Annotated in this window: 16 protein-coding genes and 1 pseudogene; 10 read left to right on the top strand and 7 right to left on the bottom strand. The window is 47.5% G+C overall.

What is annotated here, in order from left to right; translation table 11 throughout:
• On the bottom strand, positions 1-297 hold a 297-nt coding region (locus MNV_RS10860), incomplete at its 3' end, for a hypothetical protein (protein ID WP_143311743.1).
• Positions 298-394: 97 nt separating this feature from the next.
• Here MNV_RS10860 and MNV_RS10865 point away from each other — a divergent pair.
• From MNV_RS10865 to MNV_RS10900, 8 genes are all read left to right on the top strand, one after another.
• Positions 395-1222, top strand: coding sequence for a sulfide-dependent adenosine diphosphate thiazole synthase (locus MNV_RS10865; protein ID WP_218837997.1), 828 nt, complete (start codon positions 395-397; stop codon positions 1220-1222).
• Between the two features lie 72 nt (positions 1223-1294).
• Positions 1295-1522, top strand: a complete 228-nt coding sequence (locus tag MNV_RS10870; RefSeq protein WP_218837998.1) for an SHOCT domain-containing protein — start codon at positions 1295-1297, stop codon at positions 1520-1522.
• A gap of 105 nt (positions 1523-1627) precedes the next feature.
• A complete protein-coding gene (locus tag MNV_RS10875) occupies positions 1628-2995 on the top strand; it encodes a single-stranded-DNA-specific exonuclease RecJ (protein WP_096205984.1) in 1368 nt (455 codons plus the stop codon).
• 326 nt (positions 2996-3321) lie between these two features.
• The gene (locus MNV_RS10880) at positions 3322-4443 is read left to right on the top strand and encodes an ethylbenzene dehydrogenase-related protein (RefSeq protein ID WP_096205986.1); all 1122 of its coding nucleotides are present in this window, start codon (positions 3322-3324) and stop codon (positions 4441-4443) included.
• Positions 4444-4857: 414 nt separating this feature from the next.
• Entirely contained in the window at positions 4858-6171 is a 1314-nt protein-coding gene (locus MNV_RS10885; protein ID WP_257000029.1) for an ammonium transporter, read from the top strand.
• Between the two features lie 156 nt (positions 6172-6327).
• A complete protein-coding gene (gene cca / locus MNV_RS10890) occupies positions 6328-7680 on the top strand; it encodes a CCA tRNA nucleotidyltransferase (protein ID WP_096205987.1) in 1353 nt (450 codons plus the stop codon).
• Positions 7637-8866: a thioredoxin family protein gene (locus tag MNV_RS10895; RefSeq protein ID WP_096205989.1), complete on the top strand. Its 1230-nt coding sequence runs from the start codon at positions 7637-7639 to the stop codon at positions 8864-8866. The genes cca and MNV_RS10895 overlap by 44 nt, the downstream gene beginning before the upstream one ends.
• Positions 8755-9402: a cytochrome c biogenesis CcdA family protein gene (locus tag MNV_RS10900; protein WP_179293939.1), complete on the top strand. Its 648-nt coding sequence runs from the start codon at positions 8755-8757 to the stop codon at positions 9400-9402. The genes MNV_RS10895 and MNV_RS10900 overlap by 112 nt, the downstream gene beginning before the upstream one ends.
• Here the strand turns inward: MNV_RS10900 and MNV_RS10905 are convergent.
• The 6 genes and pseudogenes from MNV_RS10905 to MNV_RS10930 form a co-directional block, all read right to left on the bottom strand.
• Complete coding sequence (locus MNV_RS10905; RefSeq protein WP_096205991.1) at positions 9399-10097, bottom strand: DsbA family protein; 699 nt, start codon at positions 10095-10097, stop codon at positions 9399-9401. The two genes, MNV_RS10900 and MNV_RS10905, sit on opposite strands and share 4 nt — an antisense overlap.
• Positions 10098-10218: 121 nt before the next feature.
• The gene (locus MNV_RS10910) at positions 10219-11796 is read right to left on the bottom strand and encodes a hypothetical protein (RefSeq protein WP_218837999.1); all 1578 of its coding nucleotides are present in this window, start codon (positions 11794-11796) and stop codon (positions 10219-10221) included.
• Between the two features lie 171 nt (positions 11797-11967).
• Complete coding sequence (locus MNV_RS10915) at positions 11968-12162, bottom strand: hypothetical protein (protein WP_143311744.1); 195 nt, start codon at positions 12160-12162, stop codon at positions 11968-11970.
• A gap of 244 nt (positions 12163-12406) precedes the next feature.
• Positions 12407-13300: a homoserine kinase gene (locus MNV_RS10920; RefSeq protein WP_218838000.1), complete on the bottom strand. Its 894-nt coding sequence runs from the start codon at positions 13298-13300 to the stop codon at positions 12407-12409.
• Positions 13300-13781, bottom strand: a pseudogene (locus tag MNV_RS10925) (adenosine-specific kinase). Before MNV_RS10925 ends, MNV_RS10920 begins: the two are co-directional and overlap by 1 nt.
• 69 nt (positions 13782-13850) lie before the next feature.
• Positions 13851-14225: an ArsR/SmtB family transcription factor gene (locus tag MNV_RS10930; protein ID WP_096205994.1), complete on the bottom strand. Its 375-nt coding sequence runs from the start codon at positions 14223-14225 to the stop codon at positions 13851-13853.
• Positions 14226-14746: 521 nt separating this feature from the next.
• Between MNV_RS10930 and MNV_RS10935 the strand changes: the two genes are divergently transcribed.
• Together MNV_RS10935 and MNV_RS10940 are read left to right on the top strand one after the other, a co-directional pair.
• Positions 14747-16165: a multicopper oxidase domain-containing protein gene (locus tag MNV_RS10935; RefSeq protein WP_096205996.1), complete on the top strand. Its 1419-nt coding sequence runs from the start codon at positions 14747-14749 to the stop codon at positions 16163-16165.
• Positions 16166-16177: 12 nt separating this feature from the next.
• The gene (locus MNV_RS10940) at positions 16178-17890 is read left to right on the top strand and encodes a carboxypeptidase regulatory-like domain-containing protein (RefSeq protein WP_096205997.1); all 1713 of its coding nucleotides are present in this window, start codon (positions 16178-16180) and stop codon (positions 17888-17890) included.
• Positions 17891-17904 lie beyond the last annotated feature (14 nt).

A 17904-nucleotide genomic window follows, 5' to 3' on the forward strand; every position in this document is an offset into this window, starting at 1 on the left:
CCTATAAGCAGGGGTAAAGTTGGGTAAATCATAGATGACCGCTTTACGTTGACCTTCTATCCAGACCCCTGATAAGCTCAAAAGCTGCAACACCCTTATCAGGGCAGTAAAAGCACCTGCAATGAAAATATACAACCAGTTTCTCATCAGGAATCTGTTATCCAGGAAAACCCTGGCTTTTAATACATTCATATCAACCCGCTTCCAGACCAGCCATATTTTCAAAACAAAATATAAACCTGCAAATGCAACGATAACTGAACATATCACTAATATGACATCTACTATTCTGTCCATGCTAGTGCAATATAATCGTTCTATTAAATATTTTACTCATTTTAGTTTCACGAAAAGTTTATAGTGAGCCGAAACCCTATTAATGTAGGGTGAAACTATGACAAATATCAATGAGATACAGGTCACAAAAACGATAGTTAATGAATTCCTTGATGATTTTATACAGAATATTCTTGACAGTGATGTAGTCGTTGTGGGCTCAGGACCATGCGGAGTTGCAGCGGCAAAGTACGCAGCAGAGCTCGGACATAAGACCGTGATGATAGAAAGGAACATCTACGGCGGTGGAGGTATGTGGCAGGGTGGCTATCTTATGCCCAAAAATACTGTCGCTGCTCCTGCCAACAAGATACTGCAAGAGTGCGGCGTAAATCTCAAGGATGCTGGAAATGGGCTTTATGTTTGCGATTCTTTTGAGATGGTCTCAAAGATGCTTGCAAGCGCATGTGATGCAGGTGTTAAATTGCTTAACTCTACGAACGTGGAAGATATAATACTCAAGGAAGACCATGTTGAAGGCGTGGTTATCCAGTGGTATCCGGTACAACAAATGCCCAAGTTCATTACATGCATGGACCCGATAGCGATAAGGTCAAAGGTCGTAATAGATGCCACAGGACACGATTCATTCCTTGTAAAACGCCTGGTCGATCAAAGGGATATTATCGGTGTTAAAAAACCAATTCCGGGATGCGGCTCTCTCTGGGTCGATGAGGCAGAGAAACAGACCGTGGAACTTACACATGAGATATATCCCGGTCTGATCGTGGCAGGAATGTCTGCTACCTCAACATACGGCGCGCCGCGCATGGGACCTATCTTCGGCGGCATGCTCCTTGCAGGAAAGAAAGCGGCTGAGCTTGCACATGAGAAGATTATGGGAATAAAAGTGGAGAACGTGGGCAAATTGAGAGTTCCTGCTTAACCCAATTTTTTAATTTTATTCCATCCATATCTTTTTATAGTATTGGAATAACGTTCTTAGTGGAGGTCAACAATGCAAGGAATGATGGACGGTTATAGCATGGGCGCTGGCTGGTGGATACTTGGGTTGGTTTTCTGGATACTGGTAATCATCGGGCTTGTGTTGCTCATTAAATATCTCTGGGAAGGCGGCGCAGCAAAGAGGGAGCCGGAGTCTGCTCTTGAACTCCTGAAGAAAAGGTATGCAAGAGGAGAGATAAGTAAAGAAGAGTTTGAAGAGAAAAAGAAAGACCTGCTATGAAAAACCAGATAAAACGACCTCGCAGGATATTTCTTAAAACTTTGAAATAATACTTTCACACTGCGACCAAAGTATATTTAACCAAACAAAACCACGCAAGTGATTATGACACTTCAATCAAGCGCAGAGCAGTGTGCCGCGTATATTAAAAAGCATACCTCTGCTCTCGTTGTGTCACATATCGATGCTGACGGTCTTACATCGGCAGCCATCATGGGAAAAGCTCTGGGAAGAGCAGGCGTTGAGTACAAGACACGTTTTGTCAAGCAGCTTGACCAGAAATCACTTACTGAGATAGCAGATCTGAATCCCGAGCTTGTGATATTCACTGACCTCGGAAGCGGGATGCTGGAAGCGATAAGCTCATTAAAGCTCAATGCGGTCATTTCAGACCACCACCAGCCAAAGGGCACACATGAATATCACCTTAACCCGCACCTTTTCGGCATAAACGGCGCCACCGAAATAAGCGGGTCAGGCATCACATATTTTCTGGCTTCTGCGATGGGCGATAATGAAGACCTTGCCAGTCTTGCCATCGTGGGCGCTGTAGGGGATTTGCAGCATGTAAAGCACGGGCAGCTGGTCGGGACTAACAGGTCTATACTCGAAGAGGGGGTCAGGAAAGGAGTCCTGTGCTATGAGAAAGACCTGCTGCTGTTCGGCAAGCAGACGCGACCGATCTTCAAGCTGCTGCAATACTCTTCCGACCCCTATCTGCCGGGTATAACGGGCAGCGAGGATGCCAGTATAGAGTTCCTGAAACGGATCGGCATACGCCAGCATGGAGAGAAATGGAGGCGGTGGATCGACCTTGAGCCGTCCGAGAAGCAGCAGATAGTCTCAGCCCTCATACAGCTCTGCCTTAATTCAGGGGGCCACGCCTGCGATATCCAGCGCCTGGTGGGCGAGGTCTATACGCTATTACCGGAGCGCGAAGGCACAGAAGTAAGGGACGCCTCGGAATACTCCACTCTGCTCAATGCCACGGCACGCTACGACCACGCCGATATAGGGCTTGGGGTTTGTATGGGCGACCGTGGCAGGAGCTTTGAGGAGGCATGCACCCTGCTGAATGACCACCGGAAGAATCTTGTTGAAGGGCTGACCCTGGTGAAAGAGATAGGGCTTGTCAAGATGGAAAATTTACAGTATTTTGATTCGGGGAATAAGATACGTGAAACCATCGTGGGTATAGTGGCTGGTATGTGCTCATCATTCGTTAATAACAAGGAGTTTCCCATAATCGCGTTCGCTGATGCTGACGGCGGAGTGAAGGTCTCATCGCGGGGGAACTACGACCTCGTAAGGAAAGGTCTTAACCTTGGCGCGGCGATAGGCGAGGCTGCAAAGGCTGTAGGCGGTACGGGGGGCGGGCATGATATTGCGGCAGGGGCTTTTATACCGAGGGAGGCGAAGGAGGAGTTTTTGAGAGTGCTGGACAGGGTGATAGGGGGGCAGGTGAGGAGATAAGGCTTGATGGTGTTAACTTAAGGTCATTATTGAACAACCTTTCTGAGTTTTGTCAGAGAGATAAGCTATATAAAACACCGCAAAGAGCGCAAATAACGCTAAGAACGCAAAGGACTGCAATAGAAACTCTTTGCGAACTTGCGTTCTTTACGGTGAGCGCCCATGGTTGCCTGATATGCTGCCCAACATTAATATTATGTTAACAGCATCCGCATACGCAACCGAAAGATATATTACTGAGAGAATTAAAAGTCTACTATAGGGGTAATTACAGCACGATACAAAAAATTTACTCGTGCTGCAATAATTTCTTAGAAGGGGTCGATATGAAAAGAGTTAATAGAAGAGTTACTACAATAGCTAATAAATTCTTAATACTAGGATTTATAGCGTTATTGTCATTTAGTATAGGAGTGGGAGCAGCTGAGACGCTTACATCTGTAAATGTGTCAACAGCACCAGTCATTGATGGCATACCGGAATCAATATGGGACCAGGCAAATCCGATATCAATTAATGTATCTGGCGGATTTAACAATTCATCTACGACAGTCATATTGAAGAGTATTTATACAAATGATTCCGTATATTTCCTGGCGCAGTGGGCAGATCCAACACAGAGTCTCAGGCGTGAGCCCTGGGTTAAACAGCCAAACGGCTCATGGATACAACTTAAGGATCCGAACGATACGGGCGGGGATAATAACCAATACTATGAAGATAAGTTTGCCCAGATATGGAACATAAACACATCTGCATTCGAGGCTTCAGGTTGTTTTGCCCTGTGCCATGCAGGAGAAGCGGGAAAACCATACGGTAACAAATATACTCCAAATACCAGTGAAACTGCAGATCTCTGGCACATGAAAATCGTGCGGACAAACCCGACCGGGTATATAGATGACCAATACGTGGACTCAACGAGATATAACGTGACAAGCGCTCCTGAAGCTGGAAGGAAAAGCGATCCGGGACTTGTGCCTTACTACACCAATGGTCTAAATGCATCAACGAAAACGCCTAATTTCACCTCGGCAGATCAGCCAGCCCAGATAAATAAAACATACTGGATACTTGACGACCTGAAACAGCCCTTCAATGATACCTACGCAGCCAACGATGAGATTGCAGCTATTATCGCAAGACCGCCTACAGACGATAGGGCAGATATCCGGGGCAAGGCAGTTTATACGGACGGCAACTGGACGATGGAATACGGCAGAAAACTCACTACAGGCAGCCAGTATGATGTCCAGTTCTCAGACCTGCAAAAGGAATATACCTTCGGTACAGCTATCTTCGATAATGCGCAGGTAAGACACAGCTATGCGAGCGGAGTAAGCAAGCTTGTTTTCACCGAAGCTACAACACCGGCAGCGACAACCGTTGCGCCGACACCGACAGAGGCGCCTGGCGTAACTGTAACTGTATCACAACCATATCCATAAAAACTGCAACTGCAAAGTATCAGCATATCAACTGCAACCATATTGCCGATAAGAACAATTAGTTTAAAGGGCGAATGTAAGTTCGTCCTTTTTTATTTTATATCAAGCTATCTGAGTATGAATATATTTACTTAATTGAGTTCACAGGCACAAGCTGCCCTGCTTTTCTATATCATATCAACGCCAGAATCAGCAATGTCGTTATTGATTCGTGTTAGTTTCCAGCTACCTGTTAGGGAAGATGAGGCTCTCACCGCGAAAAACATAAAGTTGGCAAAGATTATCTCTCTACACTTTGCGGTGTTTTGTAACAGGTTCAGCTAATCCTCCGAGGTTAGCGGACGTTAGGATTAGTTAAACTTATATAATAGTTACCTAACAGTAGGTATCCGTGTACCTTCAGAGGTGGCAAAATTGGATACGAAAATATCTATAAAATATTTTAAATATATTTTTCTCGCAGCGATTCTTCTTTCAGCATCAGCAAGTGCCGTGTACGCGGCAGAGGCACCGCAGATAGATAAAGCCGATACTGCCTGGGTTCTTGCAAGTACCGCGCTCGTCATGATCATGATCCCCGGCCTGGGCATGTTCTACGGCGGCATGGTGCGGAAGAAAAATGCTCTCTCGACCATGATACTGAGCTTTGCTATCCTGGCGCTGATAAGCGTTCAGTGGGTGCTTTTTGGCTACAGCCTTGCCTTCGGGCATGATATAGGAGGCGTGATTGGAGATCTCCGCTGGGTTGGGCTCAGCGGCGTAGGTCAGCAGCCGGATGCTGACTACGCAGCCACCATCCCGGCGTTAGCGTTCATGATATTCCAGGCGATGTTTGCCATAATCGCGGTCGCGCTCATCACGGGTGCTTTCGTTGAGCGCATAAAGTTCAGCGCTGTCCTCATATTCTCTCTGCTCTGGGCAACTCTTGTATACGACCCCATAGCTCACTGGGTATGGGGCACAGGTGGATGGCTTCGCAACATGGGTGTACTTGATTTCGCGGGCGGCGCAGTCGTGCACATAAGTGCCGGAGTATCGGCACTTGCAGTCGCTCTGGTAATAGGCGCCCGCAAGGGGTTCGGGAAACATCCCATGGAGCCGCATAACATACCTATAACTGTCCTGGGCGCAGCACTCCTCTGGTTCGGCTGGTTCGGATTCAATGCGGGGAGCGCCATCACAAGCGGCGGGCTTGCTGCAAACGCATTCGTAGTAACGAATACTGCCGGGGGCACGGCTGCACTTGTATGGATACTGCTGAGCTGGTATTACAAAAAACCGAGCGCCCTGGGCATAGCCACTGGAGCAGTGGTCGGTCTGGCAGCAGTTACGCCAGCCTCCGGCTTCGTCACACCTATGGCAGCGGTAGTGATAGGTGCTGTAGCCGCGGTAATCTGCTATTATGCAATGCTCTTCCGCATGAAGCGCAACGTAGATGAGTCACTCGATGTCTGGGCATGCCACGGTATAGGCGGGACATGGGGGATCATTGCAGCAGGCATATTCGCAACCGTTTTAGTAAACCCGGCAGGCTCAGGACTGGTAGATGGTAATGCAGGGCAGGTCGTAACACAGTTGATAGCAGTCGTAGCTACTTCGGTATATGCTTTCGTGGTGACTTTTGTTCTTGCCAAGATCATTGATGCAACAATGGGACTGCGTGTCAGGGATGATGAGGAAGCAGTAGGACTCGACCTTTCACAGCATGCAGAGAGGGCTTATTCATAATGCCGGGATGTTTTCCTGGCATTTAACAACTGGCTGCCGGTAAAACGGAGACTATCCGCTAATTCAATGTATATTTCATAACTTAAAGAATTTCCCAACGAAAGCAATAAAATAATACTTTAAGATGTAGCATTTACATTAAGCTATTAGTTAACCATGAAAAACATAGACAGAATTAGCACCTCAATCCTCTCCCGCATCAAACCCGGCGATGCAGAAAAGCAAAAGCTCCGGGCTCTCGCGCAGAGTATGATCTCCCGGATCAACGCTATCGGCAAAGCTGAGGGACTGAACATCAAAGGGGTACTTGTGGGCTCATCCGCGCGCGGCACATGGCTTGCGGGAGAACACGACCTTGATATTTTCATCATGTTCCCGGCAGATGCAACGCGGGAGTATCTGGAAGAAAAAGGGCTGTACGTTGCGCGCAAAATTGCCGAAGGGGCGCAGAGCTATGATGAGAGGTATGCCGAGCATCCCTACATCAACGCCATCTTCGATGGTTTTGAGGTTGACCTTGTCCCCGCCTTTGGCGTACAGAGCGCGGCTGAGATAAAATCCGCTGTGGATAGGACACCTTTCCATAACAGCTATGTCCTGTCCAGGATCAAGGGACTTGAGGATGAAGTTCTGCTGCTCAAACAGTTCATGAGAGGCATCGGGGTTTACGGCTCGGAATTGAAAACTCTCGGTTTTTCAGGGTATCTTGTAGAACTGCTGGTAATTAATTACGGCTCGTTCGTGGAAGTCCTTAAAGCCGCATGCCAGTGGAAAACGGGTATGACCATTGACCTGGAAAAGCACGGCAGCGTCGTTCATAAAGACCCCCTAATCGCCGTTGACCCCACAGACCCTGCGCGCAATGTAGCGGCTGTGCTGTCCATTGATAACCTGAGCATTTTCATTGACAAAGCCTGCGAATTCCTGGAAGCTCCTTCTGAAAAGTTCTTCAGCGTGGCGGTTTATGAAACTCTTGATGATGAGGGTTTTAAGAGCACAATGGGCGCGAGGGGGACATCGCTGATAGCCGTGGAGTTTGAAGCCCCGGACGTAGTCGAGGATGTATTGTATCCGCAGCTTCATAAAATGGAAGAATCAATACACGAGGCGCTGGAAAGAAATGATTTTCGCGTATATAACAGCGGCGTATGGGCGGATGAAAAAGCCGTAGTATTGTTCGAACTTGAATCTTCAAAGCTTCCACAGGTCAAAAAACACGCAGGTCCGCAGGTATGGCTGGGCGAGCATGCCCGCGCATTCAAATCCAAATACAAGGACTCGGATACCTTTTCCAAAGTGTATATCAAGAACGGGAAGTATATGGTCGAGATTCCAAGGAAATATAACGAGGCAAAGAAGCTCCTGGGGTCAGATGTCCCAAAATGCAGCCTTGGGAAACATGTAGCTTTAAGTATTAAAAAAGGGTATCATATCCTGGAAAACGACGAAATATTAAATATCAGAGATGATGAGTTCAGAAGAGCTCTCAGGAGATTTTTCGAAAAATAGAACAATGCAGAGAAAAGAAATGATCATGAAATATATACCTTTAATCCTTATCTTTTTATTTTTTGCAGTCCTCGGATGCATCAGCTCATCTCCATATAAAGATGTCGCGCCTTCAGAACTGACATCGAACCCCGCGTCTTTTGAGGGTAAAGGGGTCTGCATCAGCGGGAATTTTGAGAATAACAGCATCTCCGGCATCCTGATCGGAGGGGAAAATTTTACAGCTAACTATACAAACGGGACTCTTGCGAACGTATGCGGTACATACAGAGCCGGCAGGATAGAGGCGGATTTTGTAAATTCGACGCTGTCTATATCCACCGATGGGGATGTTTACCATTCGAATGAAACATTGAAAGCGCATGTGGATTTTAACTCCCCGAACAGCGGCAAAGGGCAAGTCCAGGTGTCGGGAGTAAGGAACGCATTCAATAGGGCATTAATAAACGAAACAAGGAACGCCAATATCGAAAAAGGCTATAACGGATTTGATTTTGAGTTCACGACCCCGTCGTGTGAGGAATGCTCTGCGCTTTCACCGGGCGTATATGCAGTCAACGCAACGGTGGATATCGGTGGCAGGACTTTTGAAGCCTACAAAAGAATAACGCTTGAAAGGATTGCCTCAAACGCTTCTGATATACAGGGCGGACAGGGCGGCAATTTACAGGTTAATAATACAAAAAATGATTCGAATACTTACAATCCGCAGCCGGGTAATAACGCATCCGCAGGCTCGGTGACCGTCGAGTACTTTTATATCCCCGGCTGCCAGAAATGTGAAAAAGCCACGCCTGTTATTGAGAATTTAATGAGTTCCTACGGCGGCAGGGTGAACTTTATAAAATACAATGCCAACGAAGAGGGGCGTGAGCTGGCTTTAAAGTACCAGATTCCAGGGACGCCTGCCGTGGTCATCAACAAAGGGAAGCTGATCTCATATAACGATTATAACGGAGATACCGCAAAACTCGAAAAGCTTTTAAAAGACTCTATTAATAATGTCCCTGCATCGTCATCATCTACCGGAATGGTGGAGAAAAAAATCACCCTTCAGTTCCTTCAGTCCTTGCAGTGGGCTTCCTTGCAGGATTTAATCCCTGCCTTCTTGCGATTCTGGCATTCATCGCATCAGTTACGCTTGCGACTACAGGCAGAAGACGCAATGTGCTTCTTATCGTGCTGATGTTCAGCCTTGGTATTTTCGTAACATACCTGATAGTCGGGATCGGGCTTCTTCGAATCATTGAGCAGTCATCATCGCTGCAGGCGACTATCAGGAATATCCTTGTAGTTCTGATAAGCCTTCTGGGAATATGGCATGTATACGACGCCTGGCATCTGCGGAAGAATACTGAATCATCCTTTTATACCCCGAAAGCTTTCATCCGCCTCACAGAGAGCGTGACAAAGAATGTAAGCCTTCCGGCGGCGTTCTTTATCGGGGCTCTTTTCTCTCTCATAAAAGCCCCTTGCGTAGGCGCGGTTTATTTCGTCATCCTTGACATGGTAAGACAGGGCCAGGGCGCGGGAATAATGTATCTTGCAGCCTACAACCTTGGCGTTGTGCTTCCTGTGCTTATACTGGGCGCAGCTATTGCTTTCGGACTTAACCCTGAAAAGGTGGAGAATTTCAGGAAAGAAAGAAGATCAGCGCTTCGCCTGATTACAGGGGTGACGCTGCTCGTTATTGCTGTTCTCATGTACGCAGGAATAATTTAACTCAGGAGTGAACTTATAATCGTATCCAGGTTCTTCGCCATCGCATCCATATCTTCATTTGTCATGGAAGGGTTGACTTTCAGGTTTCCGTTAATGATTATTGTAGGCGTCTCATCCACCTGGAAGGATTCGGCAAGATTGATATTTGCTCCGGCCTCATCTTTCGCATCGCCGTTATTCAACGCTTTAACGAAATCATCGCCAAGTCCCACGCTTTTTCCAATATCCCCAAGTACTATTACACTTGTCAGGTCTTTTTTATCAACGAACAATGCCTTGAAAAGAGCATCTTTCATTTCCTCGCCTTTACCCATTCTCTGCGCGAGGATATATGTCTCTATACTTTTTTCGAACCCTTTGTCCTGTGGGACTGTTCTCCATAGCATCGGCTTGTAGGTAATCTCCAGCTTGTCACCATACTTTTGTTTTAAAGCTTGTATCTGCGGGTTGAGCGAATAACAATGACCACAATTGAATTTCATGAATTCGGTTATTTTAACTTTTCCGGGTTCATAAGTGCTCGGCTTGTTGAGCTGGGCGAACTTGCCGGAAGCTGGAAGTTTTTCCTGTGGTCTATCTGGAGAACTGGCAAAGAAATACACACCCAGCACCGCTATAATCAGTACTGCCAGCCCTGCATATATTAAAGTCCGGTTCGATTTTTTCACCGGCTGGACACGCTTCTTTTTTGCCATCAACTGGCATATTGGGTTTGCCAGTTATAATCGTTTCGATTTTTGCGGCGAATAAAAAAAGAACGGCTGCACCGGTGCGACGGTACCTGCCGTGAAATTTGACGAAGTTCTTGAAATGACCTCAGGTATCCGAACTTGAAAGCGACTTCAGGTATTCGACTAAATCCGTCTTCTCCATATCAGTTAGACCAAGCCCAAAGTGGTTGTTGTAGTGATTTACCACGTCCATCAGAGTGGCAAAGCGCCCATCGTGGTAGAAACGACCTTTGTTCTCAGACTTCATGAACAGACCGTTCTCGCGCACGAATACGCCCGCGAGGTTCATGGTCTTATAGACTCCATCTGGCGACCTGTCTGCCTGGAAGCTATCGATGCCTATCTCCTCAGGCGTGTGCAGGTTCCAGCCAGGCTCGGTCCATAGCGGCTCTACATGACAGTTGTTGCACTGTGCCTTTCCGCTGAAGAGTTCATCTCCGCGTTCAGCCGCATCCTCATTAAAGTCTACACCAGGTTGCGGTTTTGGTGATGGAATGGCAAGCTGGTAGAAATGAAGCGCCGGAAGTTTCGAGGTGATCAGATCCTCATCAGGATCAGTTTGTATATGTCCGAATTTATTAGCAGCAGCTATAGGGAACTTTGAGGCATCATCCAGCCGGGGATCAAAGAAAGTTCCTTTTCCATGCATTTCAAGATTGGCTACAAAGGCGTTCCAGTAGGGTACAGAACCCCATGCGCCGGTCCATGTATGCTGGTTGAAACCTGCAAGACCGAAAGCGTTTGGGAGCAATGTAGCACCCGACACATTCGTCCCGGTTACAACGCCATCTGTTACCTGTTGAGGATTAAATGCTTTGCCATCTAAGAATAGTTCGGCATCGAACTTCCCCGGTCCCCAACTGTTAAGTACCGTTCGCACAGTGGGTTCGGGAACGCCCAGAAGATTGGCTACCGGAGTCAGGTCAGGGGAAAGGTTTACAATTGCCCCTACGTTCAGATCGTGGTTTGCCCAGCCATCCAGCCTGTGACCGATACCGGGAGCCAGTGAGTCATCAACTGTGGAATGACATAAAGCGCACGTAATACCCACCGATTTAAGGGAACCGTCATCATTAAAGGAGCCATTAACACCTACTACCGCGTTAAGCTTAAGAAGCGCAAGCGTAGTAGCCGGGTCATCCAGATTGACTTTACCCTGTTTAAGTTCTCCGATAAGGTTCTCTGGAAGCGCATCTACATCAACTTTTAATCCCACAGCAAGTGCGGTATTCGGGCTGACGCCTGGTCCCACGCCTCCAAACGTTTCACCTTCGACTCCCTGATGAAGCTTGAGCGTGCTGCCCCAGAAAGCTTCATCGCCAAAGGTATCGAAACGGAAAATCTGCCTCCCTTGCTTCAAAAGCTCCTGAGAATTGTCGTTGATTATTCTATCGAATTCGCCGCCCGGTGTAGTTACAGGTTCGGGCCGGCTTACTTTTTCTTTAGTTTGATTTGTTACTTCTTTAATCTGACCTACAGATTCGTTTATACAATCTTTAATCTGGTCTGCGGGCTTCTTTGTGCAATCTTCAATCTTGCCTGCATCAACCAGGGCTGTACCTGTTGCTACTGGCTGGGCAGAAAAGACAGATAATGCAGAACCTGCTGCTACCATCATTCCACCTATTACCAGTACTACTAAAATAATATTTAGTTTTCTCATATTATTTCCCCACTGTCGTTGAATAAAGTTCTATCTAGCACAAAAGTTATAGTACAGGTAAAAATCCATACCATCCCGCCACTGAGAATCCACAGATATTAACCCCACTAGACTTTTGTCTCACCTGTTACGTATATATCAATTAATTTCAAGATCGAATTCAGAGTCTCATTATGGAATTATGAACCCAATGGTATTCTCCGGCGGGCTTATACGTTTACCAACCATGCTTATCGATGTGTTTACGTGTTCTTCCCCCCGGTTAAGAGGCTTAGTTATATTGTCTTCGATTTGACCTATTTTAGGAGTATCTTCTGCGATTTTCTTGACAGGAAGAATTGAAAATGCTGGCCCTGTCACTGCCATAATACTCACTAAAACTAACACAATTAAAGCAGTGCTTGAGTTCCTCATACTGTTTTACCACTCTCCTTAATGTTTACAATCACCTATGAGGCACTGGAATCCTTAGTTATAGATCATAATGTCTGTAACCCCATAAAGACCACATATCGGCATTATAATCAGATTCTTATGCCTTACGTTACATTATGCTTACATAGCTTTAAGCTTTACCCATCATTAATTATTTTGGGTGCAAAGAACGTAATCACCCTATAATCTCCGCTCCCTTTCCTATTGTTGTAATGAATGCCTCGCTTTTGACCCGGCTTTCTGTAAAAGCAGTCACCATTGCATGAGCTATTTTTTTTCTCTTGTCCATTTCGCATACTGCAAGCATGGTCGGTCCTGAACCGCTTATCGTTATCCCCGCTGCACCTGCTTCAAGCGCGCTTTCTTTGACCCGGTCATATCCGGTAATTAGCCATGAGCGTTTTTCCTCGATCACCCTGTTCTCCATACTTTCCCCTATGAGCTTTATATCTCCTTTCATCATGCCGACAACCATGGAAGCAGCGCTTCCGATGTTGAAAGAGAGATCTCCAAGAGACAGTCCTTTTGGCAGTATTGCCCGCGCCGCCCGTGTACTCACGATTATATTCGGATGAACTGCAACGATTCCGATGTTCTCGGGCTTGATAGAGATCACTTTATTTTTACGCACTATCACAAAACCCCCAAGGATGGCAGGAGCTACATTATCCGCGTGCGCAACCCCGGATGCTATCTTCTCTCCTTCTGCTGCGATCCGGACAAGCTCTTCGCCGGGAAGCCCGAGAGAGAACATCTCGTTCAGCGCGAACGCCACGCCTGCCGCAGGTGCTGCGCTGCTTCCGAGACCGCTTGAAAGAGGAATGCCTCTATGTATTATGATTTTGACGGGTCTGTTGAGAATGGAGGCTACAACTCCAGCCGTGTTCCTTTGAGGATCCGTGGGAATGAATTCCGAACCTCTTCCGATAACTTTTATCTCAAGCTTATCACTTTTTTCAACTTCTATTATGTCGGCAGGGGCTTCCAAAGCAATGCCGAATACATCAAAACCCGCGCCGAGGTTCGCAGAAGTCGCCGGGACCCTGACCTTAAGGATGTCAATTCCCATTATCTCTTATACCCGATGGTCCGCAGGAATGCTCTCCTGTCCTGTACATCCTTTGCGCCCTCGATACCCTTCGGGCTTTCTCCATCTACTACGCCGAGTATTCCCCTGCCCTGCCCGGTCTGCGCGATGATAACCTCAACAGGATTGGCAGTAGCGCAGTAGATACTGCAAACTTCCTGAAGGTTCTTTATCGCGTTCAGCACATTTATCGGATAGGCGTTCCTCATGAATATAATGAAGCTGTGCCCGCATCCGAGAGCCAGCGCATTATCTTGCGCAGCTTTTTCCAGTTCTTCATCATTGCCCTCGCTCCTGACAAGGCACTTCCCGGAAGCTTCGCAGAAGCCAGCCCGAATTTTATTCCCGGAACCGAGCTTATAAGAGCTTCGTACAGGTCCTCCGCGCTTTTGATGAAATGCGTCTGACCGAGTATCAGGTTCGTTTCCGGCGGCGAATCGATTTTTACAGGGATTAATTCCATACGTACCTCCCCTTTTAAGATAGATTTTTTGGTATTTATATACAACTACTGTGTATCATGTAATTGACGTTACTTAATTTCCTTGTCATTTGAGTCGGCAAGCTTTTTCCAGAATCTTATAAACTTATCGCAGCAGTCTTCTTTCTTAATGTCGACCGAAAGCTCACCGTCTTTAAAACTCACCGTAGCTTCACGGACAATACAGCGATAGTACTTCTCCTCGTTACCCGCGTAACTTATAACCGTCTTGACATGCTGAATCAACCCGGATTTCTCAAGAAGTTTAAGTCTCCTGTACACCGTTGATAGAGGTGTGTTAAGCTCACTGCTCAATTCGAGGGCTGAGTGCTCCTTTTTTGTGGTCAGATTTAGTATCTCTCTTATGCACTTATCTGCCAGATATTCAATAATCGCATCTGCGTTTTTCGTCGTTTTTGTGTCCATTCTGATGCACTAACTAGCTTTTTTTCAAAGCGATTAGAAATGCAGTAAATCCAAATAAGTCAAATATCTCGTCAAACCTCCACATCTCTTACATTGTTATAAAAAAAAATGTCAATCACAACAGAACTCATGATAAAATGATTGACACCAAGAATAATGTCTCTCAACATGTTTTTCACCGAAAGTAGAAGCTTATTAGCAATATTCATTATAGCTGGATATAAACCTTCCGATTAAACACTCACAAATATTTTATGCCGGGTACAAGAAAAGCTGTAACACTATAATCATAACGCTCATCGTCAATGTTTGGAGATGGCTATTGTGGTATATATATTGCTTCGTATATACATGACGGTGGAGTTAGTGATGAATTCTTAAAAAGCAATAGAAGAGAATTCAAAATTGTTAGTGCTCACATTAAAAGGAGTGAAAAAAGAAGTGTGCGTACCTGGAAATAACATTAGCAGTAGCTATCTATAAAAAAAAATTAGCAGAGAAAATGGACAGGAGTGGAAACTATGAAAATGAACAGACGAAATTTTGTTAAATACGGCATCGGAGTAGGGGCAGCTTTGGTCATTGGAAGCCGGATTCCCGGATTTCAGATAAATGAAGCCCTTGCCGCGGTACAGACGTTGAACATCACCATTACAGACGCGCTTAAGAATATGGTGACCCATAACACCATAAACCCCGCCCAATGTTATTTCTGGATTTACAAAATGAGCGCGGATGGTACAGATATCCCTGCTGAAGTTCCCGGGCCCAATATCTTTACCACCCAGGGAGATACTGTCTCGATCAGCATAAAGAATGATCTGGATGAGCCTCACGCGTTTTCCATCCCCGGTATATTTGACAGCGGTCCGATCGCTCCGGGTAAAACACTGGTGACGTCGTTTACAGCCCTGAAATCGGGCGCTTTCCTGTACTATGATAACCTGAACGCGCCTGTTAACCGTGTGATGGGCCTCCACGGCGCCTTCATCGTCATGCCCAGAGAGCCGGTTTTGGGGCATAAATTTACCCCCTACGACAATCCAACGCCAGGGGTACAGCAACTGTTTGACGACTTCGGCAGCAGCGCCCACTATCCCGGCCTCGCCTGGCAAGAGGGTGATCTGGATCCGGACAGCTTTGCTCCGCCATTTCGGCAATACATATGGCTCCTGCACCAGGCAAGCCCGAATCTGTTTGCCGAAGTGGGGAATTATACGCCTGGTGAGAATTACCCTGCAGCCCAGTTTATGCAAAAGTTCTTAAGGGATCCGTTCGATGCGGTTAAGCCGACTACCAATGCCATACCCCAGTACTTCACCATCAACGGCCAGTCAGGGCATTTCTCGCATAATAAGCCCTTCATCTGCCCGAACCTCCGCGCGGGTGAACCCTGCGTTATCCACGTTTTGAATGCCGGGCTGTGGACCCATTCCATGCACCTCCACGCCAACCACTTCTACGTGACCAGCAAAAACGGCGTGGTCTCGAACAATCCCATATGGATAGACGTCTACAACATAGAACCTATGGACATGGTTGATTACACAGTGCCCTACATGAGACCGCCGGATGTTGGCAACGTCAGGGGGATCGGGATGCCGGATACACCGCTTACCAGTCTCAAAGGCAAGCCGGTCTGGCCGCCATGGGAGGAGATTGGCATGTTTATGCCGAAACTAGGGACCCTGGCTGACCCGCTGAATCCGGACTCGGTTGAGATTTCGGTGCAGCTTTCGCCCCTTTGCTATCCCATGCACGACCATTCCGAGCCGAGCCAGACCTCTCAGGGCGGCAACTATAACCTCGGCATGATCTCAGGGATGAATTTCACAGGAGACCGGAACGTGCTGGACGCGCTGGGGGGACCCACGACCTTCCCGAACGCCCCGAATGTTTTTGGTCCGGAAAAAACAGGGCCTGCTGCAGGACCGGAGTAGGAGGGATATAATATGTCAATTACAACACCAGCCTATACAATCCTCCGTAAGTCAGTTGACGGGGATGAAGGGGAATGGGTCAAGATGTTCGACCCGCCCAAAGAAAGCCCTGCCACGCCCGAACGCCTGGCGCCGACCAATCCCGTGCCTGAAGTTATGGCGGCTGCCGGTTTTCAGAAAAAGCCCGGTAAACTCCATACGGTCAAGCGAGAGCTGCTAAAAAACTTTAACATCGATACATGGGATAAAAAGAAAAAATTGAAGGTTTTTTCCATCGCGGATGGTGAAAATCCTGCTGCCTCAGGCGGAACATGGCCGGGGGCAACGATTCGCGTACCCCGCGGGGCAGTCTTCCATTGCAAAACCAGTGGACAGTCGCCTCCACCGCACACCATTCACTGGCACGGTCTTGAGCCTTCGCCCATCAACGATGGTGTGGGGCACTGCTCAATGGAGATAGGCGACTATACCTATCAGCTCCAGCCAAACTTCATAGGCACCTATTTCGACCACTGCCACCGCAACACAGTCCAGCACTTTGAATTCGGGCTATACGAGCTGTTCCTGATAGATCCGCCGGATGCTTTCTTTGCTTCCATTGCGGCAACAAACCCTGATGGCACCGTCCGTCTTAAGAACACTATCCCGATAGGAGCCTGTAGAGATGGAAAGAGAAGAACTGCTGCGAACGTCGCTGAAGTCCTGCTTCCGGATGAGAGTGTTGCGGATTATTCTGCAATGTTTCCCGGGTTCAACTCCAAGCCGATTGATTCTCCGGACCCCTTAGGTCAGTATCCTGCCAATCCACATGCCATGACAGTTCCTTACAACGTGGAAGCCCTATGGGTCTTAGATGACCGCGACTCTGTCTGGAGCGAACTGGCTTCTAACGCAAAAGCCACATACCCGCGTCACGGCACCGATCCAGGACACAACGACCATTTCCATAACAATGCTGATGAACTTGCCGATCCCGACGATTTCTTTGCTTTCAACGACTTTAACGCAGATTACTGGTTTGTCACGGGCGTTCCGGTACCGGCATATAAGGGAGGCACAGCTCCCATCCCATCAGATCTGGTCATCCCGCCGGCGTTGAACAGCGGCGTCTCCGGGTCGCAGGTCTCGATCACTGCTAATCTGGGCGAGACGATCCTTGTCCGGTGCCTTGATGCTGCTTACAACTGCACCACCATCAGGTTCCCGCTGGATGTAGTGATCATCGCCTGGGACGGACGCGCTTTGGGAGTGCCGCCTTTCGGGAAGTACAATAAGGCATATCTCGTTCCTGCCGGTGACCCCATTCATATCAGTGTAGCCCGGCGCTTTGATGCGCTGATCAATGCCCCAATGACTCCCATTGACTCCTTCGCCACGGTGGACTTCATCGATACCCGCGGTCAAGTCCCGGGCGAAACCGAGAGCGTCCTTGTGACCGCCCGGATCCCCATTCATATAGGGGATTTCGGCTGGATATCTGGGACGGTAACAACCAGGGGCAAGGACAGTGCCCCGCTTGCAGGAGTCAAAATGACCCTGACCGGCCCTGCAGACAGGACAGTGTGGACGGATGCCTGGGGTAACTACATCATTCCAAGACTGGCAGATGGCATCTATACGGTTACACCTTCTCTTGACGGTTATGAATTTGCACCGCCAAGCAAAAATGTAGCCTATCTCAACAAAAATGTGAGTGGAGTAAATTTCGTAGGGAATAAAATATGAACAAATCCGTAGGG

Source organism: Candidatus Methanoperedens nitratireducens, assembly GCF_900196725.1.
GTDB lineage: Archaea > Halobacteriota > Methanosarcinia > Methanosarcinales > Methanoperedenaceae > Methanoperedens > Methanoperedens nitroreducens_A.